General features: G+C 61.6%; 16 protein-coding genes and 1 riboswitch. Of the genes, 7 read left to right on the forward strand and 9 right to left on the reverse strand.

Going from position 1 to position 21,390, the window contains the following annotated elements; translation table 11 throughout:
- Positions 1–80: 80 nt before the first annotated feature.
- The gene (locus LPA36_RS15360) at positions 81–809 is read left to right on the forward strand and encodes a hypothetical protein (protein WP_228878050.1); all 729 of its coding nucleotides are present in this window, start codon (positions 81–83) and stop codon (positions 807–809) included.
- Positions 806–1,612, forward strand: a complete 807-nt coding sequence (locus tag LPA36_RS15365; protein ID WP_228878058.1) for a DUF3037 domain-containing protein — start codon at positions 806–808, stop codon at positions 1,610–1,612. Before LPA36_RS15360 ends, LPA36_RS15365 begins: the two co-directional genes overlap by 4 nt.
- A 372-nt stretch (positions 1,613–1,984) precedes the next feature.
- Here the strand turns inward: LPA36_RS15365 and LPA36_RS15370 are convergent, their stop codons facing one another.
- A complete protein-coding gene (locus tag LPA36_RS15370; protein WP_228878060.1) occupies positions 1,985–3,238 on the reverse strand; it encodes a DUF3800 domain-containing protein in 1,254 nt (417 codons plus the stop codon).
- Positions 3,239–3,373: 135 nt separating this feature from the next.
- Between LPA36_RS15370 and LPA36_RS15375 the strand changes: the two genes are divergently transcribed.
- The gene (locus tag LPA36_RS15375; RefSeq protein WP_228878063.1) at positions 3,374–3,934 is read left to right on the forward strand and encodes a hypothetical protein; all 561 of its coding nucleotides are present in this window, start codon (positions 3,374–3,376) and stop codon (positions 3,932–3,934) included.
- 479 nt (positions 3,935–4,413) lie between these two features.
- Here the strand turns inward: LPA36_RS15375 and LPA36_RS15380 are convergent, their stop codons facing one another.
- The 4 genes from LPA36_RS15380 to LPA36_RS15395 all read right to left on the reverse strand — a co-directional run bounded on the left by LPA36_RS15380 (position 4,414) and on the right by LPA36_RS15395 (position 13,574).
- Positions 4,414–7,734 (reverse strand): efflux RND transporter permease subunit, encoded by a 3,321-nt coding sequence (locus LPA36_RS15380; protein ID WP_228878065.1) that lies wholly within the window; start codon positions 7,732–7,734, stop codon positions 4,414–4,416.
- Between the two features lie 3 nt (positions 7,735–7,737).
- Positions 7,738–10,869, reverse strand: coding sequence for an MdtB/MuxB family multidrug efflux RND transporter permease subunit (locus LPA36_RS15385; protein WP_228878068.1), 3,132 nt, complete (start codon positions 10,867–10,869; stop codon positions 7,738–7,740).
- Positions 10,870–10,886: 17 nt separating this feature from the next.
- The gene (locus tag LPA36_RS15390; protein ID WP_228878076.1) at positions 10,887–12,299 is read right to left on the reverse strand and encodes an MdtA/MuxA family multidrug efflux RND transporter periplasmic adaptor subunit; all 1,413 of its coding nucleotides are present in this window, start codon (positions 12,297–12,299) and stop codon (positions 10,887–10,889) included.
- 438 nt (positions 12,300–12,737) lie between these two features.
- Entirely contained in the window at positions 12,738–13,574 is an 837-nt protein-coding gene (locus tag LPA36_RS15395; protein WP_228878077.1) for an IclR family transcriptional regulator, read from the reverse strand.
- Between the two features lie 601 nt (positions 13,575–14,175).
- Between LPA36_RS15395 and LPA36_RS15400 the strand changes: the two genes are divergently transcribed.
- On the forward strand, positions 14,176–14,640 hold the full coding sequence (locus LPA36_RS15400; RefSeq protein WP_228878080.1) for a hypothetical protein: 465 nt from the start codon (positions 14,176–14,178) through the stop codon (positions 14,638–14,640).
- 857 nt (positions 14,641–15,497) lie between these two features.
- The gene (locus LPA36_RS15405; RefSeq protein ID WP_228878082.1) at positions 15,498–15,872 is read left to right on the forward strand and encodes a lysozyme inhibitor LprI family protein; all 375 of its coding nucleotides are present in this window, start codon (positions 15,498–15,500) and stop codon (positions 15,870–15,872) included.
- Positions 15,873–15,924: 52 nt separating this feature from the next.
- On the opposite strand, the gene crcB is transcribed toward LPA36_RS15405, so the two are convergent.
- Entirely contained in the window at positions 15,925–16,305 is a 381-nt protein-coding gene (crcB, locus tag LPA36_RS15410; protein ID WP_228878084.1) for a fluoride efflux transporter CrcB, read from the reverse strand.
- Between the two features lie 76 nt (positions 16,306–16,381).
- Positions 16,382–16,450, reverse strand: a riboswitch (Fluoride riboswitch).
- A 165-nt stretch (positions 16,451–16,615) separates the two neighbouring features.
- On the opposite strand from crcB, the gene LPA36_RS15415 reads away from it, so the two are divergent.
- Positions 16,616–16,996, forward strand: coding sequence for a DUF190 domain-containing protein (locus LPA36_RS15415; protein WP_228878087.1), 381 nt, complete (start codon positions 16,616–16,618; stop codon positions 16,994–16,996).
- A 39-nt stretch (positions 16,997–17,035) separates the two neighbouring features.
- Here the strand turns inward: LPA36_RS15415 and LPA36_RS15420 are convergent, their stop codons facing one another.
- A complete protein-coding gene (locus LPA36_RS15420) occupies positions 17,036–18,238 on the reverse strand; it encodes an ammonium transporter (protein WP_228878090.1) in 1,203 nt (400 codons plus the stop codon).
- Between the two features lie 407 nt (positions 18,239–18,645).
- Between LPA36_RS15420 and LPA36_RS15425 the strand changes: the two genes are divergently transcribed.
- Positions 18,646–20,277: a sensor histidine kinase gene (locus LPA36_RS15425; protein WP_228878093.1), complete on the forward strand. Its 1,632-nt coding sequence runs from the start codon at positions 18,646–18,648 to the stop codon at positions 20,275–20,277.
- Positions 20,278–20,286: 9 nt separating this feature from the next.
- Here LPA36_RS15425 and LPA36_RS15430 read toward each other — a convergent pair whose 3' ends face one another.
- Together LPA36_RS15430 and LPA36_RS15435 are read right to left on the reverse strand one after the other, a co-directional pair.
- Positions 20,287–20,619, reverse strand: a complete 333-nt coding sequence (locus LPA36_RS15430; RefSeq protein WP_228878095.1) for a hypothetical protein — start codon at positions 20,617–20,619, stop codon at positions 20,287–20,289.
- Between the two features lie 132 nt (positions 20,620–20,751).
- Entirely contained in the window at positions 20,752–21,333 is a 582-nt protein-coding gene (locus LPA36_RS15435; protein ID WP_228878096.1) for a DJ-1/PfpI family protein, read from the reverse strand.
- Positions 21,334–21,390: the final 57 nt, after the last annotated feature.

The following is a 21,390-nucleotide window of genomic DNA, read 5'->3' on the forward strand; positions in this document are numbered from 1 at the left end:
TGATCAACATTGGGCGTCGGGCCCGCACTGCGTGCGACACGGCAAGAAATAAAACGATATTGAGAGAAGAAGTCGGAAAAATGAGTCAGGCAACTCTTTTCGCACCAGACATCATCCGCTATTACCCAGCGCAGTCCGGTGTCGACAATGCGGGCATTGGTGAAACGGCGCACGGCGAACGATTTCTTCTCAAAACCGATGCTACCGTCTGTTTGGCAGAGTACGTCGGTGCATCGTTATGTCAGAGTGTAGGTGTGCCTTGTGGGCAGCCCGCGGTGGTCAATTATCGAGGGCGAAAGGCGTTCGGGTCCCGACTGGAGGCCGGTGTAGAATCTCCATCCAGTGATGCCGAAATCATTGACCTTGTCAGGGAATGCGGCAACAAGACCATCTTTTCCGCTGTGCTCGCCGCCGATCTCGCCATCGGTAACAATGATCGACACTGGGGAAATTGGCTCTACCAACGTCGACCGGACGGCAGCGTGATAGCTCGGGCAATTGACTTTTCTCGGGCCTGGCCAACCGTTGTGCCGCCGCTTGAATGTCACGCGATGAGAGGCCATAACACACAGACGTCGTTCGCAATTTGGCCGGGTTTGGGCATCACATACGATGAAACCACTGCGCTCAACGTTTGCTCGACGCTAGAACGAATGAATGGTGAGTGGCTTTCGGATCTATTCGAAGATTTGCCTGTCGACTGGATGATTTCGGGCAGTGGCCCGGAATTGTGCGCTTGGTGGGGCGAGTCTTGGGCCGGTCGAGTTGCAGAGGTCCGGGACTTCCTCAAATCGGGAGCGTGGCAATGACCAACATGTACGAGTACGTAGTGCTCCGGTTGGCGTCAAACTCGGTGCGAGCCGAAGTTGTGAACGTGGGTAGCGTCCTTTTCGCACCCAGCGGCGGTTTTGATGTTCGGCTAAGTGCGCCGCTGAATAAATTCCGACTGCTTGACGCCGACTGGACGACAGCAACAGTGAGCGCGCTTCGGACCAAAATTGAAGAGGCTCTTGCACCGTTTGAGAGCGTGGCGGACCGAGTAAATGCGTTGTCCGTTATGGGCCTCTGCAAGCGTGGGGAGCCTGGCTTTTTCTTCGCCAACGGTCCGGCCGAAGTAGAGAGCGAAATGCGGCTAGTCGAATCGCATTTTATTGTGACTCCGCATCAGCGAAAGCAGCGCGGGCCGAGAAGCCGCCTGCATGGCGAATTGTCCGCAAAGTTCAAAAGCATGGACCTCCTAGGCAAGTCGATCGACGATTTGGCTCGCCATCGCATCGTGCCGCATGTCCCTGTTCCGGGTCACCCCGACCTGAAGAGCGACTTTGTGTATAAGAATGGTGTATATCGCATTACTCAAACGCTCGACTATCGCGTGGCTGTGCGTGGCGCACATCAGAAGATATCCGAGGCGTGTACTAAGACTATGGCCGCTCAGCTTGCAACGAGCGTTTGGGGCGAAACGACGAAGAAATTTGCCATCGTCAATGTTCCTCAAGAGGTTGCTGATGTGGCTGACGCGCACCTCGACCTTCTGATCGCCAACGGATTCGAGATTTTTCACGATACCGCGAAGGATCTTGCCAACTATCACAACGCCGTATTTAGTCACTAATTAGCAGCAGTTTGCCGAGGCTGCCTGACGCGATTCTGGCAGCCTGCGGAGTCTTTGCCTCTGGCGATCACCGGGACTTCGGCTCATAAAGGCTGGAGCATTCTTCAAGGATGCTCCTCCACCTCGATTTCGTCTCCGACAATTGCGCGCACCTCCACAACGCGCCATTCAGGGACAAATATGGTTCGCAGGAGGTGCGAAGAGGTTCCAACCCGGAACTGGGTCGTACACAAGCGCTAATGCTGATCGACGATTTATACAGCTTCAGTCACGACTTCCCGGACTCCACAAGTGAGAGGCGATTTCATTCAGCCGCGTTACCTCCTTGCTCGACAGTTCTCGTCCCATCGGCCGACCACCGATGTTGACTGTTCAAGTGAGCTGGTCTTCGCGGACATTCCCGCTTGAGAGCATGCCAACTACAGCCTTAAGGCGCCGTTCTTCGTCGATCCTGAGAATTTCTTTTCCTCGCTCGACTTGTTCGGTCGACATCTCTTCAAGCTCTGGGATCTTGTTAAACCATTTAGTCCAACGATGTTCGATTGCTTTTATCGAGATCTCGTCCGTCTTCGTCCGGCGCATATGGGCATAAACAAGGGCCTTCAATTCCGGCGGAAGTTCGGCACCTTCCATTGCACGCTTGAACACCCACAGATGCACGTCGACGAGTTCAAGTCCACAACTGTCGGTGCTGCTCGAAAACTCAATGGGAACATCAGGAACGTGCGTATGATCAACAAGCGGCAAGCCCGGCCCAAGCGACGATTTGAACCCACGAGCATTGCGATAGAACTCGGCGAGTGTGCGCTGTGCCTTGTTGAACTGTGACTGCTGATCCACCACGATTCGCGATGCACGCGCTCCCGTGGCTCTCAGCCGATCTGCGATTCCATGCATCACTGACTGAAAGCCGACCACGTTGGGCGTCACCTGCAGCATGTCCTTCTTGCTCGGCACGTTGTACGAAATCTCACCAGGATTGGCCTCTGCCCAAGCCAACGCGTCCCCGATCAATTGCCTTGAGCGCGCATCGGGCAGAATTTCTATGCGCTCCCGAAGAACCCGGCATACCTGCTGCATGATCGGAAGAGCAATGTCATCATTTGGCGTGATTCGCGCTTGCCACGCCAATTGGGCAAGTTCCTCATCAAACAGCGCCGCGACCTTGATCAAGAGGACATATCGCAATGGCGTCCAGTAGCCAATCCACGTCACTGCGGGATTCACGCCTTGGTCAAACACTTGATCAAAGAAGCAGATAATCGCGTGATCTGGTTTGGCTACTCGATAAACGTTAAATCGGATGTCAAATTGCTTAACGAGGGGCAGCACGTCCGGCACCACGTCGACTAAGCGACCGACGCCCAGCTCCGCTGCGTGTAACCGCGGCACCCCGAGTTTCCGACGGATTCGCTTCACTCTTTCGGCCGATATCGCATCGAGATTCACGCGGCTGGAAAGAACGCCGTAGTACAGGATTGGCTGCGCCGGATCGAATAGATTTGGACCAGTGTGCCCCGACTCATCAACATAAAAGTACATCACTACCCCGTTTGATTTTAGTTTTTTGCTCGATTTTGAGTGCGATACTACACGAGGAAGATCATGCGACGGGTCCGCTACCATCCCATTTCCTTCGAGCAGCAGTGTAGTCCGACACCGACTCCGTGTTATCTGATGCGAATGGCATACGACGACCAAAGCGGTCAACCTCGCTGGATCGCTATGTCACGCTGACAACCATTAACGTATTGGTCTGCTATGAGCGTAAAGATCGAACCTGACCTGCCCGGAAACTCTGAAGCGAGCCAGATGATATGGCTTGCTTCCGCCTACGCGGACGCTGCCAAAGTCTTGGCGGAATCAATGCTTACAAATGATTTCGCCCAACATCATGCAAATGTGAGAGTGATTCTTCATCTTTGTCGACATGCTCTTGAGTTGTTTCTGAAAGGGGCAATTGGACTAAGCACCGGCAGCGTTCCTCGAGGTACGCATCGGCTCGCGACGCTTTTTGACCAATACAAAACTCTGTACCCGTCCCGAAATTATCATTTCGCGTTCCCCTTTCCGGAACAGGTGTTTTTCACGGACGATATGTTCCCCGAGACAATTGAACAATTCCATAGAACGCACGATCAGCGATTCCGATATCCCTCAGACATTAAAGGAAATGTCTTCGAAGGTTTCGAACCTTTTGATGTCAATACTCAGGCAGAAGCTATAGCGAATTTTTGGCAACGCTTGCACCTGATTGGTACCGGGATAGCATGGAACGACACCTTTGATGCCAGAGAACCAGCAAACGGCCAGCGGGATTGATGCATAGGTCGTACTGAGTGAAGCAGATGTTTGAGCCACCGTGGCCCACCCCGATCAGTACGTAACTATTCGCCGGTTCGAGCCATCGCAACAAGTTCGGCGAACATCAGAAAGCAGAGCGTCTCGGCGCGCGTCTCGTCATCGATATTTCGCGTAGTCGACTTGGTTGGAAGCCTTGCCAGAGAAGGCGTCTTTGGAGATAACACGGATATCAAAGTTGCCCCTGTGCGGGGCGGCACCTACTTTTCTTTGTCCCCCAAGGGGACTTCCTTCGGGGCGTCCTTGCCAAAGAAAAGTAGGCAAAAGAAAGGCGCTTCGATAACTTGTCTCTTCCCGGTGTGTCACTTTCGGGGAATGGCCATCCATGAAGTGTCGCTCTCTCACTTCACGCGGCATGGGTCCGCGCACGATCCGGTCTCGTGCGCGGCCCCTGCTTGTGACAAGGCTGTCATTTTTGCTGCTCCCTTCGCCCCCTTCGTTTACTCCACCGCCGGCGCTGCGTTCCCGCGGCGCCGCTCACGCCGCGCTTCCCAGCGCACGCGCAGCCGGTCCATGTACAGGTAGACCACCGGCGTCGTGTAGAGCGTCAGCATCTGGCTCACGATCAGCCCGCCCACAATCGAGATGCCAAGCGGCGCGCGCAGCTCGGCGCCTTCGCCTCGACCAAAGGCGAGCGGCAGCGCACCCAGCAGTGCGGCGCACGTCGTCATCATGATCGGGCGGAAGCGCAGCAGGCACGCCTGATGGATCGCATCGCGCGATGACAGCCCCTGTCGCGACGCTTCGATTGCAAAGTCCACCATCATGATCGCGTTCTTCTTCACGATGCCGATCAGCAGGATCACGCCAATCAGCGCAATGATGCTGAACTCCGTCTTGAAGAGCAGCAGCGCCAGCAGGGCGCCCACGCCCGCCGACGGCAGCGTGGAGAGAATCGTCAGCGGATGAATGTAGCTCTCGTAAAGGATCCCCAGCACGATATAGACGGCGGCCAGCGCGGCGAGAATCAGGATCGGCTGGTCCGACATCGACTGCTGGAACGCCTGCGCGGTGCCCTGGAAGCTGCCGCGGATCGTGCCCGGCATGCCGATCTCGGCCATCGTCTGGTAGATGACGTCGGTGGCCTGCGAGAGCGATTTGCCCGGCGGCAGATTGAACGAGATCGTCGACGCGACGAACTGGCTCTGGTGGTTCACCGAGAGCGCCGTGTTGCCCGGCCCGAAGCTCGCGATGGCCGACAGCGGGATCATCGTCTCCTTCGAGGTCGACACGGCCGCGCCCGCCGACGCGCTCGACTTGCCGCTCGCGGCAATCGAGTTGATCGCGAGATTGCGCGCGGAATCGGAGGCAATCGAGGCCGCGCTCGAAGCAGTCGTGCCAGCCGTTCCGCCGGATTTCGCGCTCGTGCTCGCCGTCGTGGCCGCCGACGTGACCGTGCCAGCGGCCGCGTTCGTGGTCTGCGCGCCGCTCGCGCTGCCGCCAGAAGTGCTGACCCAGATCTGGTTCAGCATGTCAGGGCTCTGCCAGTACTTCGGCGCGACTTCCATCACCACGTGATACTGGTTCAGCGGGTTGTAGATCGTCGACACCTGGCGCTGTCCGAACGCGTCGTAGAGCGTGTTGTCGATCTGCGCGGGCTTGATGTTCAGGCGGGCAGCGGTGGCCCGGTCGATCGTCACCATGGCCTCGAGGCCGCCCTGCTGCTGGTCGGAGTTGACGTCGGCGAGTTCGGGGCGACGCTGGAGCGCCTCAGTCAGCTTCGGCACCCACGTGTAGAGATCGGAGGTCGAATCGGACAGCAGCGTGAACTGGTATTGCGCGTTCGACTGCCGGCCGCCCACGCGGATGTCCTGCACCGCCTGCAGGAACGTCCGCGCGCCCGCGACGTTGCCGAGCGGCCCGCGCATCTGCTGGATCACTTCATCGGCGGAAAGGCCGCGCTCGCTTTTCGGCTTGAGCGTGACGAACATGAAGCCCGAATTGGTCTGCCGGCCGCCAGTGAAACCGACCACGCTGTCGACCGCCGGATTCTTCTGCACGATCGCCATCATCTCGGAGAACTTGACCTTCATCGCCTGGAACGATGTGCTCTGGTCGGCCTGAATGCCGCCCACGAGGCGCCCGGTGTCCTGCTGCGGGAAAAAGCCCTTCGGCACGATGATGTAGAGCCATACGTTCAGGCCAATCGTCGCGATCAGGATCGTCACGATCAGGCGCGGATGCAGGAGCGCCCAGCCGAGCGTGCGCTCGTAGCCGTTCTGCATCGAGGTGAAACCGCGTTCGAGCCAGCGCGCGAGACGGCCTTCTTCCTTCTTCTCGTGATGTTCTTCCAGCAGGCGGGAACACATCATTGGCGTGAGCGTGAGCGACACGATCAGCGACACGCCGATCGCAAGCGAAAGCGTCAGCGCGAATTCGCGGAACAGACGCCCGACGATGCCGCCCATCAGCAGGATCGGCAGGAACACCGCAACGAGCGAGATGCTGATCGACATCACCGTGAAGCCGACCTCGCGCGCGCCGAGAATCGCGGCTTTCATGCGTGGCACGCCGTTCTCGATGTGCCGCGAGATGTTCTCCAGCACGACAATGGCATCGTCGACCACGAAGCCCGTCGCGATCGTCAACGCCATCAGCGAGAGGTTGTCGATCGAGAAGTCGAGCAGGTACATCGCGGCGAACGTGCCGATGATCGAGATCGGCACCGCGACGCTTGGAATCAGCGTCGCGCGCCAGTTGCGCAGGAACAGGAACACGACCATCACGACAAGCGCGACGGCAATCATCAGCGTGCGCTCGGTGTCCTTCAGCGACATGCGGATCGTGGTCGAACGGTCGGAAGTCGGGATCACGTCGACGTCGGCGGGGAGTGATGCTTTCAGCTGCGGCAGCATCGCCTCCACGCGATCGATCGTCTCGATGATGTTCGCGCCCGGCTGGCGATACAGGATCACGAGCACCGCGCGCCGGCCGTTGATGAGACCGAGGTTGCGCAGATCCTCGACCGAATCGGCGACTTCCGCGACGTCGGACAGGTGCACCGCCGCGCCGTTGCGGTAGGCGATCACCAGATCTTTGTACTGCGCGGCTTTGGTGGCCTGATCGTTGGTGTACAGCTGCACGTGGTTCGGGCCGAACTCGATCGAACCCTTCGGACTGTTCGCGTTGGCTGCGGCGAGCGCGGCGCGCACGTCTTCGAGACCGATGCCGTAGTGGAACAGCATCTGCGGTTCGAGCTCGACGCGCACGGCCGGGTTGGCCGAACCGCTCACATCGACTTCGCCGACCCCGTCGACCTGCGACAGCGATTGCTGCAGGACGGTCGCCGCCGAGTCGTAGAGCTGGCCCGGCGGCAATGTATTCGATGTGAGCGCGAGAATGAGGATCGGCGCGTCGGCCGGGTTGACCTTGTGGTACGTCGGGTTGCTGCGCAGGCTCGTGGGCAGATCGGCGCGCGCGGCGTTGATGGCGGCCTGCACGTCGCGCGCGGCGCCGTCGATATCGCGGTTCAGGCCGAACTGCAACGTGATGCGCGCCGAGCCGACCGAACTCGTCGAGGTCATCTCGGTGACGTCGGCAATCGAGCCGAGATGCCGTTCGAGCGGACTCGCGACGCTCGTCGCGACGGTTTCCGGACTGGCGCCCGGCAGGCTTGCCTGCACGGAGATCGTCGGGAAATCGACCTGCGGCAGCGGTGCGACCGGCAGCTTCACGAACGCAAAGCAGCCGGCCAGCGCAATGCCGATCGCGAGCAGCGTCGTCGCGACGGGCCGGGAGATGAACGGACGCGACAGGTTCATCGCTCAGTTCCCCGCATCGGCAGCTGGTGGCGCGTCGTCAGGCGCCGCGCCACGATGAAAGCGCGCGCGGGCGCGCCGTGCGAGCGAATCGAAGCCGAGGTAGATGACGGGCGTCGTGAAGAGCGTGAGCAGCTGGCTCACGATCAGGCCGCCCGCAATCGCGATACCCAGCGGACGGCGCAGCTCGGAACCGGCACCCGTGCCGAGCATCAGCGGCAGCGCGCCGAGGAGTGCGGCGAGCGTCGTCATCAGGATCGGGCGGAAGCGCAGCAACGCCGCCTGATAGATGGCCTCGCGCGGCGGCTTGCCGTGATCGCGTTCGGCTTCGAGCGCGAAGTCGATCATCATGATCGCGTTCTTCTTCACGATACCGATCAGCAACACGATGCCGATGATGCCGATAATGTCCAGATCGTGACCGGTGATGAGCAGTGCGAGCAGCGCGCCCACGCCGGCCGACGGCAGCGTCGAGAGAATCGTGATCGGGTGGATGAAGCTCTCGTACAGCACGCCGAGCACGATATACATCGTCACGATGGCCGCGAGAATCAGGAACAGTTCGTTCGACAGCGAAGCCTGGAACGCGAGCGCCGCGCCCTGGAAGCGCGTCTGGAACGAAGCGGGCAGCGCGATGTCCTTTTCCGCCTGATCGATCGCTTTCACGGCCGCGCCAAGCGACGCGCCGGGCGCGAGATTGAACGACACGGTCGTGGCCGGGAACTGGCTCAGATGCGTGACGAGGAGCGGCGCCGGCCGTTCGTGGAAGCTCGCGATCGAATTCAGCGGCACCTGACCGCCCGTCGACGTGGAAGAGGGCAGGTAGATCGAGTTGAGCGAATCGATGTAGTGCTGCATGGTCGGCTGCGCTTCGAGAATCACGCGGTACTGGTTCGACTGCGTGAAGATCGTCGAGATGATGCGCTGGCCGAACGCGTCGTAAAGCGCGTTGTCGACCGTGGCCGGCGTGATGCCGTAGCGCGCGGCGGTTGCGCGGTCGATCTCGATGTACACCGACTGACCGTTTTGCTGCAGATCGGTGGCGACGTCCGCGAGTTCGGGCGACTGTTTCAGCCTGTCGACGAGCTTCGGCACCCACGTCGCGAATTCGGTGATATTCGGATCGGTCAGCATGAACTGATACTGCGTGGGGCTGACCGTGGAATCGATCGTCAGATCCTGCACCGGCTGCATGTAGAGCGACGCGCCCGGAATGTGCGCCACGTCCTGCTGCAACTGGCGGATCACTTCGCTCGCGGTGTTGCTGCGGTCATCGCGCGGCTTCAGGTTGATCAGCATGCGGCCGCTGTTCAGTGTGATGTTGCTGCCGTCCACGCCGATGAACGACGTGAGGCTTTCCACGTCCGGATTCTGCAGGATCTGCGCGGCGAGTTCCTGCTGGCGCTCGGCCATCGACTGATACGACACCGACTGCGGCGCCTGCGTGATCGCCTGGATCACGCCTGTATCCTGCACCGGGAAGAAGCCCTTCGGAATCACCACGTACAGGAGCGCCGTGAACACGAGCGTGAGCACGGCGACGAAGAGCGTCGAGCGCTGGCGATCCAGCACCCAGGTGAGCGCGACCGCATAACGGCCGATCACGTAATCGATGAACTGGTGCGCCTTCGCTTCGAAACGATGGCTTTCCTTCGGCGGCGTATGACGCAGCAGCTTCGCGCACATCATCGGCACGAGCGTGAGCGAGACCACCGCGGAAATCACGATCGTTACTGCCAGCGTGATCGCGAACTCGTGAAAGAGCCGGCCAACCACATCGCCCATGAAGAGGAGCGGAATCAGCACGGCGATGAGCGATACCGTCAGCGAGATGATCGTGAAGCCGATCTGTTTCGAGCCCTTTAGCGCCGCTTCGAGCGGTGGATCGCCTTCCTCGACGTAACGCGCGATGTTCTCGATCATCACGATCGCGTCGTCCACCACGAAGCCGGTCGCGATGGTGAGCGCCATCAGCGAAAGGTTGTCGAGCGAAAAGCCGCACAGGTACATCACCGCGAGTGTGCCGATCAGCGAAAGCGGCACCGACAGGCTCGGGATGATCGTCGCGTAAATGTTCGCGAGGAACAGATACATCACGAGCACGACCAGCACGACCGACATCAGCAGTTCGAACTCCACGTCGCGCACCGAAGCGCGGATCGTGGTGGTGCGGTCGGTGACGACCTCGACGTCGAGCGCGGCGGGCAGCGACTGCTGCAACTGCGGCAGCAGCTTCTTGATGTTGTCGACCACCTGGATCACGTTCGCGCCCGGCTGACGCTGCACGTTCAGGATGATCGCGGGCGTGCTGTTGACCCATGCGCCAAGCTTCGTGTTCTCCGCGCCCTGCTCGATGGTGGCGACGTCCGTCAGCATCACCGGCCGGCCGTCCTTGTACGCGACGACCGCGCTCTTGTAGGCTTCGGCGTCAGTCAGCTGGTCGTTGGCGTTGATCGTGTACGCGCGCGTCGGGCCGTCGAAATTGCCCTTCGGCGTGTTGACGTTCAGGTTCGAGATCGTCGTGCGCAGATCGTCCAGATTCAGTCCGTACGCGGCGAGCGCGCGCGGGTTGGCCTGAATCCGCACCGCCGGCCGCTGGCCACCGGACAGGCTCACGAGACCCACACCCGCCACCTGCGAGATTTTCTGCGCGAGACGTGTATCGGCCAGATCCTGCACCTGCGTGAGCGGCAGCGTCTTCGACGTGATTGCGAGCGTGATGATCGGCGCGTCGGCCGGATTGACCTTCGCGTAGATCGGCGGCGCCGGCAAGTCTGACGGCAGCAGGTTGCCCGCCGCGTTGATCGCGGCCTGGACTTCCTGCTCGGCGATATCGAGCGGCAGGTCGAGGCTGAACTGCAGCGTGATGATCGAGGAGCCGGCCGAGCTTTGCGACGACATCTGGTTTAACGACGGCATCTGCCCGAACTGTCGTTCGAGCGGCGCCGTGACCGACGACGTCATCACGTCCGGGCTCGCGCCCGGATAGAAGGTTTGCACCTGGATCGTCGGGTAGTCGACTTCCGGCAGCGCGGAGAGCGGCAGGAAACGCAGCGCGACGAGCCCGACCAGCATGATCGCCGCCATCAGCAGGGCGGTGCCGACCGGGCGCAGGATAAAAGCGCGGGATGGATTCATTCGATATCAGCCGTGCCTTATTCCGCCGACGCCTGCGACGCATGTTTGTGACGATGCGCATGCGCGCCCGAGGCCCCGGATGCCGCGGCGGCGCCCGATCCGCTGGCACCGGATGCACCCGCAGGTTTGTCAGCCGGAATCGTGATCTTCGCGCCTTCGCGCAGGCGGTCCGAACCGTCGATCACAACGCGCTCGCCGACCTGCAGACCTGTTTTGATGCTGGTGCGTTCGCCATCGACCGGTCCGATCTTCACCTGCCGCACCGTGACGGTGCTGTCCGGCTTGACCACGTAGACGAACTGGCCCATCGAACCATTGAGCACCGCCGACGTCGGCACGATGACGGCATCCTTGATGACGTCGACGAGCAGACGCGTATTGACGAACTGGTTCGGGAACAGCAGGTTGTTCGGGTTCTGGAACGTCGCGCGCAGCTTGACGGTGCCGGTGGTGGTGTCGATCTGGTTGTCGACGGTTTCGAGCGAGCCGGCTTCGAGCGAAGTTGTATTGCTGCGGTCATACGCGGTCACCGACATCTTCGTGCCCGTGCGCATCTGCTTCGTGATAGCCGGCAGATTGTCCTCGGATGTGGTGAACAGCACGCTGATCGGCTGAAGCTGCGTGATGACGACAATACCGTTCGTATCGCCCGAGGTCACGTAGTTGCCCGGATCGACCTGACGCAACCCGACGCGGCCCGAGACCGGCGCGGTGATGCGCGCATACACGAGGTCGAGCTTGAACGTATCGATGTTCGCCTGGTCGGATTTGACCGTGCCTTCGTACTGTTTGACGAGCGACGCCTGGGTGTCGACCTGCTGGCTCGCGATCGAATCCTGCGAGAGCAGCGTCTGGTAGCGCTTCAGGTCGAGGCGGGCGGTCTGCAGCAGCGCCTGGTCTTTCGCGAGCGTCCCTTCGGCGTTGGCAAGCGAGATCTGGTACGGACGCGGGTCGATCTGCGCAAGCACGTCGCCCTTCCTGACCATCTGGCCTTCCTGGAACGCGACCGTCTGCAGGATGCCGTTCAGCTGCGTGCGTACCGTGACGTTTGCAAGCGGGGTGACCGTGCCGAGCGCGGTGAGCACCACGGGCATTTCGCCCTGCGTCGCCGTGGCGACGTGCACCGGTTGCGGCACGTTGGCCGCATTGCCGCCGCGACCGCCACGACCGGCGCGTGCGCCACTTGCGCCGCTCGCACCACCGGCGGCCGAGGCGCCGCTGGCGCTACTCCACGGATGCCAGCGCACCAGCACGATGCCCGCGATGACCACGACCGCGACGATCGCGGCGATCATGCGGCCGCGGTGCCGTTTCGGGCCGGGCGGCGTGCCGTCGCCGGGTCCGCCCGGGCCGCCGGGTGTGCCGGTTACGGGTCGTTGGGCGGGATCGGGAAGGCGCGGTTTTTCCGAAAGCTTTTGTTGTTCGTCCATCGGTTCGGTCAGGTTGCTGGCGTGGAATCTGGAATATGAAACGGTGTGCGGCGCGTGGCCCCGCGCATGCAAGACATCATCATGGGCGGATTGCCGGCAGGCGATTCGCTCGCGGCGCTGAGCACGGGCTGTGCCGGCCCGCACGGACCGGCCGATGCGTCGATGTCTATGCCTGCGCGATGCTACGCGATGCGCAGGGAAAAGAGGTTACACATGTAATGTTCGGCGATCGTAAAAGCGTAGATCCGGATGGCGGGCGCAGGCTTCGGGTACGCCGCCGGACCCGCCGCGACGCGCGGGCCGCTGGGTCTGGAAGCATGATGCTACGTCCCGTGCCTTGTTACAGTCCAGCGACGTATCTTTCGTTTGATTACCCTGGTTACAGAAGTGAAAGGACGGCGTGCGCGGCCGCCGGAGGTTCGAGGCGTGGCGCCGCGCTCAGTTGTCGAGCCGGCGGCCGGGTGTACCGCCCACTTCGTGGACGATTTTCTCGATGCACTCGAGAAGTGCGGGCGCCGCGCGTTCCATCAGCCATTCGCGCGGGCACTGGTGCGCGGAGCCGCCGCAGTTGACCGCATAGCGCTCGCCCGACGGCCCGATGAACCCCGCCGCGATGGCGTTCAGCCCTTCGTGCCATTCGCCTGCGGCGATCGCATAGCCATGGACCTCCGTTTCCTGAAGCGCCGGGTAGAGCCGGTTACTCAGATGACCCCATTCGTCGCCGGCCGCGGTCTGTACGCCCGCGAGCAGCTTTTCGCGTTCCGGTTCGCCGAGTGCCGCCAGATACGCGCGGCCGACTGCGGTGCGGCACATGTCCATCCGCGATCCCACTTCGAGCCGCGAAACGAGCACGGCGGAACGCGGCCGGATCGCGTCGATCACGACCATGTCGAGCCGGTCGCGCACGGCGAGATGCACGGAAAGGGCAGTGCGCTCCGCCAGTTCGATCAGGAAGGGCCGCGAGCGCGCGCGGATGTCGAAATTCCGCAGGAATCCATGGCTCAGTTCAAGCACCGATGAGGTCAGCACGAAGCGCTCGCTGTCCGGCAGACGGAATAAATAGCCCGTGCCGACGAGCGTGGCGGTGATGCGCGAGACGGTCGGCTTTGGGATGCCGGTGAGTTCGGTGAGCTCGCGATTGCTGAGCGGGGCATCGGCCGTGGCGACACATCGCAGGACCGTCAGGCCACGCGCCAGAGCTGTCACCTCGTCGCCGGAACCTTCCTTTTCCTGAAGGGGATCTGCGTTACCGATAGACGTGCGTCGCTTGTTCATGTCGTTTTTATGGAACTTAATTTCAATTTAATAGCTTTAACCGACTGCTTATCCGCGCGATGAAATATCCCTGCAAAGCCCTTTCAGCGGGGTCTCCCGCGGATTTTCCTATGAAGATTCATTGTATCGGAATGTTCAGTGCGGGCGCGTACGCGCGAGTTACTTTTTGCTTGACTTGGTCAGCATAAACATAAAAAATGGAATTTCATTTCGAAAGTTGATTTACTCGTCTTCGGTTTGAATCTTTTCGTCGTATGGCTGAACGGCACGGAATGTAGTTCAGGCTGGAGCTTAAGGGTTTAGGCAGAGCTGGATGGGGAGTTCGATTTTCGGATTCCGTCTCTCAGGTTCTAGCACGGCCCTCGGAATGGCTAGAACTTTTCAAGGCGTCACGGTTACGTGGCGCCTTTTTTTTCGTCCGTTTCGCGCTCAGTGGGCGCCGCAATAAAGTCTGACCGTCTTTGGGATTCGTGGTGCAGGGGCAAGCTTGATGGTGCACATCAAGTTTCCTGCGTAAATGCCGTAAGTACGTGCGAGACCGTTATCTTTCTCCATCCTGTGTCTTCCCACGTCCACTCGATAGCATAAGAATCTCAAGATAATGGTCAAAGCGCAGGGCCGATTCGGCGCGCGGCAATCCCGGCTGTTCTCCATCACATTTGCAATGGTGGGCGGCGGCATTTCCAGCTACGTGAATTTCGCCGATGGTGTCTGGGCAGAATCGACCGCGCAGCCACAGTGGATGCTTATTACGCACGTTGCTTCCGCGGTGGTTGGGTCGGTGCTGCTCTCACGCTTCATTTTTGGCGCCATGTCGGCGCTGTTCGAGGCACCGACGAGCGCGGTCTACGCATCGGGCAAGCTCGCAAACGGAGTGGCGATACGTTACCGCGTCGACCAGAAGGAAACGTTCTTCTCGCTGACCCGCTTCCTGCAAATACTTGGCTTCGTCCTGTGTGTCATGTTGCAAGGGGTAAGCGTCGCGGCCGAGTCGAACGCGGCCAGGTCATCGAAATCCGGTGCACCTTCGGTGGGTGCACATCCACACCGACAGTTTTCGACTTGAGAAGCTGCGGCGCCTTTTGGGTGACGCGCAAGTGTTTATCGAATACGCGCGCAGTGAATCGACGTTATTGCTGATTTATCCGGTCGCGGAGCTTTTAAGGAATGCGATTAGAGGCAGAAGCGAAGCGAGCGATCGATAACCCGCGAGAGTCGGCGCGTGTGGCGCGTCGTCGCAAAGTTGCGCAGTTTCGGATCGTCTTCGTACGCGTCATTGACTGATCAGCGTTCAGGCGCTCACGATGCTCGACCTCGTTCGTGCACCGGCTGAAGGGTGAGTTGATCCGTCGTCTTCGAACCCCGCAGTCGGGCCGTTGTTGTTGAAGTAGGTGACAGGCTGGCGGCGCGCGGCGCCATATTTTCAACGCGCGCATCTGCGCGAAATCGAGAAAAGCGCGACGCTGGAAAAAAGAAGGCACGGCATAAAGCCGTGCCCGCGACAGAAAAAGGACAGACAGGGGATGGAGGCGTTGCCCTTCGTTCGCAAAAATGGCGTGCCCAGGAGGAGGCCCGCCGTTCGATAACCCATGGGCCCCGCGCATCAAGGCAACGGGGCAGGCAAAGCGAAGGTTACCGTGCATCGCAGCACGGATATAGACACGTGGGCAGAAAACACTGCTCGTCAATGGCGAACAATGAGACGCGCCTCGTTGATGGTGAGCGCCTTGTGGACGTGATCAGGTGTCACCGATACACCAGCACTCGCCATGACGAAGTCCTTCGTCGTGTCGAGTTCATTCCGGTACGCGCTGCACGACCGTATCGACGAATGGAGGACGACGTGGACCACTTTCCATTGATAACATCCTTCGCACGTGCAGTCGAAACTGCTCCTCGCTACTGATCCCGGATGGTTGCTCGATGTTTCGCCGTTCCCCCACGCCGTATCGTCGCCAGTTCCTTCATCTGTTCGCAACGTTTGTCGTCGCGTTGCCGATCCATGAGGCGTATGCGGCGAGTTTCGACTGCGCACAGGCGAAGCAGCCTGACGAACGCGCGATCTGTGCGTCGCGCCAGTTGAGCGAGATGGATGTGGAAATGGCGGTGCGTTTCGGCACGCTGACGGGGCTCGTCGCGATGGGCACGCGCAGCGACATGCAGGACGAGCAGCGCGCATGGCTGCATGCACGCGCGGCTTGCCGGGTCGACGAGCGCTGTCTTCGCACGTCATACACGCAGCGCATTGACACGCTGAAACGCGAGTATGAACAGCTGAAAAGCCGCGGCCCGTTTTAGCGCGAACACACGGGCGTGCCACAGGACAACGCTTTCAAAGGCGTTGCCGGACTTACCGGGTAATGAGCGCGACAGTCCCGATACCCAGCAGCGTCATCGCAAGCGAACTGCCGACGTGAACCGCAATTTCGGCGACAGCCCAGCCGGGGCGGCCCTGCTGCAGATGGCTGACGACTTCGGCGGAAAACGTTGAGAACGTCGACAGCCCGCCCATCAGGCCCGTGATCACGAAGAGCCGCCATTCGGGCGCGAGGCCCGGATATCGCGCAAATCCTGCAACGGCTACGCCGATCACATACCCGGCGATGATGTTCGACGCGAGCGTGCCGAGCGGCAACTCAGGCAGCAAGGTATTGAGCCGCAGACCGAGAAACCAGCGAAGCAGTGAGCCGAGTGCGCCGCCGAGGCCGACGGCAAGAATGGAGAGGTACATTGTTTTTAGAGATCCAGGCGGGTCGATAAACCGGGGCGTGTGCGGGCAGACATGGCGCTGCCCGCCGGTTTCCCGGATGAGGGCAGGCATCATCAGCCACAGGGGCGGTTTAAGGACAACGGAGAATGCCATCTCCGGCCCGCAGTCTATCACCGGGACGCCCTCCCAGCGAGCCGCGACGGGCTTCACGCGGATCGGCACGGTGACGCGGGCGGTGTGAACTAGAATGAAACGAAGGCCGCCGGCGCTGCGATCTTTTTCCGGTACGCGCGCCCGCCGTCGCACTATCGCCCCTCGCCGGAGACAACTCATGAAGGGCTACCAACTCACGTTCTACACCGAGCAAAGCCGGCGGCACGGCCGGCAATCCGTGGTTGACTGGCTGCTTGGGAAGGCAAAGCACGCCGGCATTCAGGGCGCGACTGTCATCGCCGCCGCCGAGGGCGTCAGCCACGCGGGCGTGCACCACGCCGCACGCTTTTTCGAGCTCACCGACCAGCCGTTGCAGATCATCTTCGCGGTGACGGAAATCGAGTCGGAACTCATGCTGGATGCCGTTCGCCGCGAAAACATCCATGTGTTCTACACGCGCTGCCCAATCGAGTTCGGCCTGCTCGGCGGCGAGCAGCCGGCGCCGCGCCGGATGAGACTGTCGTCGTTCTTTCATCGCGTGCACCGGCCGGCGCATTGACGTGCGCGCGCCGCGCCGGGTCCGGCAGCCGGTCCGGGTTCAGCCAACGGCCTCGCGTTCCGGCGTCGACGTGATCCGGTGAATGGACAGGTCGGCGCCGTTGAATTCGTCTTCCTGTTCGAGGCGCAAGCCAACCGTCGCGCGGATCACGCCGTAGACGAGCGTGCCGCCAAGCGAAGCCACCACAACGCCACCTACCGTGCCGACGAGCTGCGCGCCAAACGATACGCCGCCGAGGCCGCCGAGCGCATGCAGCCCGAAAATACCCGCCGCGATGCCGCCCCACGCGCCGCACAGGCCGTGCAGCGGCCACACGCCGAGTACATCGTCGATCTTCCAGCGATTCTGCACACACGTGAACATATGGACGAAGAGCGCGCCCGCGATGCCGCCCGTCACGAGCGCACCGAGCGGGTGCATCACGTCGGAGCCGGCGCATACGGCGACGAGCCCGGCGAGCGGGCCGTTATACGTGAAACCCGGGTCGTTGCGGCCGGCGAGCCAGGCCGTCAGCGTGCCGCCGACCATCGCCATCAGCGAATTGACGGCGACGAGGCCGCTGATCTTGTCGATGGTCTGGGCGCTCATCACGTTAAAGCCGAACCAGCCGACCGCCAGTACCCATGCGCCCAGTGCGAGAAACGGAATATTCGACGGCGGATGAGCGGCGATGCGGCCGTCGCGGTGATAGCGTCCGTGGCGCGCGCCGAGCAGCAGCACGGCGGGCAGCGCGACCCAGCCGCCGAACGCATGCACTACCACCGAGCCCGCAAAATCGTGGAACGGCGCGCCGAACGTTGCGGCGATCCAGTTCTGGATACCGAACCGCCCGTTCCACACGATGCCCTCGAAAAACGGATAGACGAAGCCGACCAGCACGAACGTCGCAAAGAGCTGCGGGTTGAATTTCGAGCGTTCCGCGATGCCGCCGGACACGATCGCGGGGATGGCCGCCGCGAACGTCAGCAGAAAGAAGAAGCGCACGAGCGCATAACCGTTGTGGGCCGCGAGGACATCCGCGGGATCGAAGAATTGCACGCCGTACGCGATCGTGTAGCCGATAAAGAAATAGGCGATCGTCGACACCGAAAAATCGACGAGGATTTTCACGAGCGCGTTGACCTGATTCTTCTTGCGCACCGTGCCGAGTTCGAGAAATGCAAAACCCGCGTGCATCGCGAGCACCATCGCGGCGCCGATCAGCAGAAACAGTGTGTCGGTGCCAGTTTTCAAGCTTTCCATCCGTAAGTCCCGCTTTGCGCAAAAAACGGGCACGGAACGCAAGAAATGGGCCAAAGAAGGGCCTGAGATTGACGATTGCGGTGCATATGCGCACCAGCATGGTTTTCAAGGCCTGTCGCACTCGCCTCCCATTGTCTCGGTGAGGTAGCAAGCGTGCACCTGATATGTGCCTTTTCCTCGGAAGCGGGCGCGGCATGTCTCAATTCGGGGCGATATTTTCGATTCTGTTTACGGCTTTATTCAATTTGCTAACGACTGCCATCACGCACGCCCATGACGCCAAAACGCCGAAGCGGAACGTGCGCCCCGGCGGGGTTGTGATGGTGCCTTTGTCATCCGGTACAAACGCCGACATAATGGCCGTCCCGGTGCGGCGTCCGCTGCGCCCGGCCCTTCCTTTCGCGCGCATGAGACTGACCACCAAAGGCTTGCTGCTGATTGCGATTCCGGCGCTGTTCGAACTGGCGCTGCTCGCGGGCGTCGTCGAGGCGCAGGCTGACGCGGCCGACGCCGAGCGCTGGGCGCTGCACAGCCAGGATGTGCTGCGCCAGACCACCGCGATACTCGAGCCCGTGCAGTTCGAATCGGTGCGCCTGCGCGGTTCGGCCGTCGCCGGCGACGCCGGCGCGGCCACGCCGATCGCAATGTGGATGGACATCGACCGGCGCATCGACATGCTGGTCGACCTCGTGGCCGATAACCCGTCGCAGGTCGAACGCGCCGTGCAGATCCGCCAGGCAATCCAGGCGTACCGTCAGTGGTCGGACCGGATTCAGGACCTGCTGCGTTCCGGGCGCCGTGCCGATGTGCTCGATCGTTTTCGCGATCCTGGCGCCGAAGCCGTGCTTGAACAGGTTCGCAGTCAGATCGCCGCGTTCCAGCAGGAGGAGCGGCGGCTCGACATCGCACGCACGGCGGCCGCGGCGACGGCGCGTGAGCGTCAGCAGATCCTTATTCTCGCGGCGGTAGCCGGCTCGATCCTGTTCGTGGCGATCGCATTTGCGCTGCTCGCGCGTGGACTGCGGGGCCGGCTTGCTGCGTTGACCCGCAACGCAGAGCGTCTCGCGCAGAACCAGCCGCTCGCGACACTCACCCCAGGCACCGACGAGATCGCGCGCCTCGATGCCGCGTTGCACGACACCAGCCGGCGGCTCCTCGACGCCGACCGCATGCAGGCGCGCTTCCAGTCGGATCTCGCGCGGCGCGCCGGCGAACTTGCCCGTATCAACGAAACGCTGCGCCAGCAGACGCAGGAAAACGAGATGTTCATCCACAGCGTGTCGCACGATCTGCGCTCGCCGCTCGTCAACCTGCAGGGATTTTCAAAGGAGCTGATCCACGCGTGCGACGACCTGCGCGCGGCGGTGCATGTGTCGTCGCTGACCGAGGCGCAACGTGCCTACATCGAGCGTCTCATCGACGATGACATCAGTGAGGCGCTGCGTTACCTGCAGACAGCCGTGCTGCGTGCGTCGCACATCATCGACGCGCTGCTGCGGCTTTCGCGCGTGGGGCGCGTGGAGTACCGGCATCAGCACGTCGATGTCGACGACATCGTGCATCGTGTGATCGATGCGATGCAGGTTTCCATCCGCGCGCGCGGCGCACACGTCGTGGTGCACGAACTGCCAACGGTCTGGGGCGACGCGACCGCGCTTGAACAGGTGTTCGGCAACCTGATCGGCAACGCAGTGAACTACCTGGACCCGGCGCGGCCAGGGCGCATCGAGATCGGCACGACGGCCGGGCCGCCGGGCGTGCATTCGCTGCGCATTTTCTACGTGCGGGACAACGGGCTTGGCATTCCGGAGGTCGCGCTGCCGCGCCTGTTCGGCGCATTCCAGCGGCTGCACGGCAACGTCGCACCGGGCGAGGGAATTGGCCTCGCGCTCGTGCGACGGATGGTGGAGCGGCACGGCGGCCGCGTCTGGGCGGAATCAGCGGAGGGCGTCGGCACGACGTTTTATCTGTCGTTGCCGCAGGCGGAGCGTGTGACGCGCGATGTGCCGGAACGCGTCGCCAGTGAGGTGAAAACCTGACGCGGCGGTTTAACGCCAGTGGGTTGCGAAAAGCTGGCGCGGTTTCAGGAGACGCGTGCCGCGCACGGACCAGTAACACGCCGCGATGGCCAGAACGAGCGCACAGGCGATGACGGTGTGCGGCGCGGGACGCAGACCGGCGATGTCGTCGAGCGAGAATACGCCGCGCTGAAGCAGCAGCAATGCCGACCACAGCGCGATGGCGGCCTGCACGAGCAGACGCGTTCCAGTAAGGCGCCGCACGCGGTTTTCCAGCGACCAGGTAGCGGGCGCGCGCGTGCAGAAAAAGGCGATTGTCAACAACGCGACCGCAAGGATAACGATCCAGTCTGTCAGTTCCATCGAAGTGCTCTCAAAAGTCAACCGGCGACTATAGAAAAGCGCGTTCTTCGGAAAAATCAGACGGGTCTCAAATGGTGATGGGGGCGGAAAGGCGCGCGGGCTGCGCGATCCGCAGCCCGGCTCAAGGCGTTGTTACAGTTCGATGCGTGTGCCGAGCAGCACGAGGAACTGGCGGATCCATTCCGGATGCGCGGGCCATGCGGGCGCCGTCACGAACGGCGCGTCGGTGACAGCGGCGTCGATCGGGATGTCCGCGTAATCGGCGCCCGCCATCCTGACTTCGGCGGCGCAGGCCGGGTACGCCGAAATCCGCTTGCCGCGGATCACGTCGGCGGCGGCCAGCAGCTGGGCCGCATGGCAGATCGCCGCGACCGGTTTTTTCGCTTCGACGAACTGGCGCACGACGTCAATGACCCGCTGGTTCATGCGCAGATACTCGGGCGCGCGGCCGCCGGCGATGGCGAGTGCGTCGTACTGGGCCGGATCGGCGTCGTCGAAGGTCGCGTTGAGCGCGAACTGGTGGCCAGGCTTTTCGGTGTACGTCTGGTCGCCTTCGAAATCGTGAATCGCGGTCTTGATCTTGTCGCCCGCTTTCTTGCCGGGGCACACGGCATCGACTGTATGGCCGACTGCCTGCAGTGCCTGGAACGGCACCATCGTTTCGTAATCCTCGGCGAAATCTCCGGTCAGAAACAGGATCTTCTTCGCTGCCATCGCATGCCTCCAGGGGTGGGTGGAACACATCGAACGTTCACGCAGTCTACTCCAGAG

It is taken from the genome of Paraburkholderia saeva (assembly GCF_907164555.1).
Taxonomy (GTDB): Bacteria; Pseudomonadota; Gammaproteobacteria; order Burkholderiales; family Burkholderiaceae; genus Paraburkholderia; species Paraburkholderia saeva.

Coding starts and splice junctions, on each gene's coding strand:
- LPA36_RS15435 (WP_228878096.1), bottom strand. CDS start 21,333: ATGGCAGCGAAGAAGATCCTGTTTCTGACCGGAGATTTCGCCGAGGAT.
- LPA36_RS15430 (WP_228878095.1), bottom strand. CDS start 20,619: ATGGAACTGACAGACTGGATCGTTATCCTTGCGGTCGCGTTGTTGACA.
- crcB (WP_228878084.1), bottom strand. CDS start 16,305: ATGTACCTCTCCATTCTTGCCGTCGGCCTCGGCGGCGCACTCGGCTCA.
- LPA36_RS15385 (WP_228878068.1), bottom strand. CDS start 10,869: ATGAATCCATCCCGCGCTTTTATCCTGCGCCCGGTCGGCACCGCCCTG.
- LPA36_RS15360 (WP_228878050.1), top strand. CDS start 81: ATGAGTCAGGCAACTCTTTTCGCACCAGACATCATCCGCTATTACCCA.
- LPA36_RS15365 (WP_228878058.1), top strand. CDS start 806: ATGACCAACATGTACGAGTACGTAGTGCTCCGGTTGGCGTCAAACTCG.
- LPA36_RS15375 (WP_228878063.1), top strand. CDS start 3,374: ATGAGCGTAAAGATCGAACCTGACCTGCCCGGAAACTCTGAAGCGAGC.
- LPA36_RS15415 (WP_228878087.1), top strand. CDS start 16,616: ATGAAGGGCTACCAACTCACGTTCTACACCGAGCAAAGCCGGCGGCAC.
- LPA36_RS15405 (WP_228878082.1), top strand. CDS start 15,498: ATGTTTCGCCGTTCCCCCACGCCGTATCGTCGCCAGTTCCTTCATCTG.
- LPA36_RS15390 (WP_228878076.1), bottom strand. CDS start 12,299: ATGGACGAACAACAAAAGCTTTCGGAAAAACCGCGCCTTCCCGATCCC.
- LPA36_RS15400 (WP_228878080.1), top strand. CDS start 14,176: ATGGTCAAAGCGCAGGGCCGATTCGGCGCGCGGCAATCCCGGCTGTTC.
- LPA36_RS15425 (WP_228878093.1), top strand. CDS start 18,646: ATGAGACTGACCACCAAAGGCTTGCTGCTGATTGCGATTCCGGCGCTG.
- LPA36_RS15420 (WP_228878090.1), bottom strand. CDS start 18,238: ATGGAAAGCTTGAAAACTGGCACCGACACACTGTTTCTGCTGATCGGC.
- LPA36_RS15395 (WP_228878077.1), bottom strand. CDS start 13,574: ATGAACAAGCGACGCACGTCTATCGGTAACGCAGATCCCCTTCAGGAA.
- LPA36_RS15370 (WP_228878060.1), bottom strand. CDS start 3,238: ATGGTAGCGGACCCGTCGCATGATCTTCCTCGTGTAGTATCGCACTCA.
- LPA36_RS15380 (WP_228878065.1), bottom strand. CDS start 7,734: ATGAACCTGTCGCGTCCGTTCATCTCCCGGCCCGTCGCGACGACGCTG.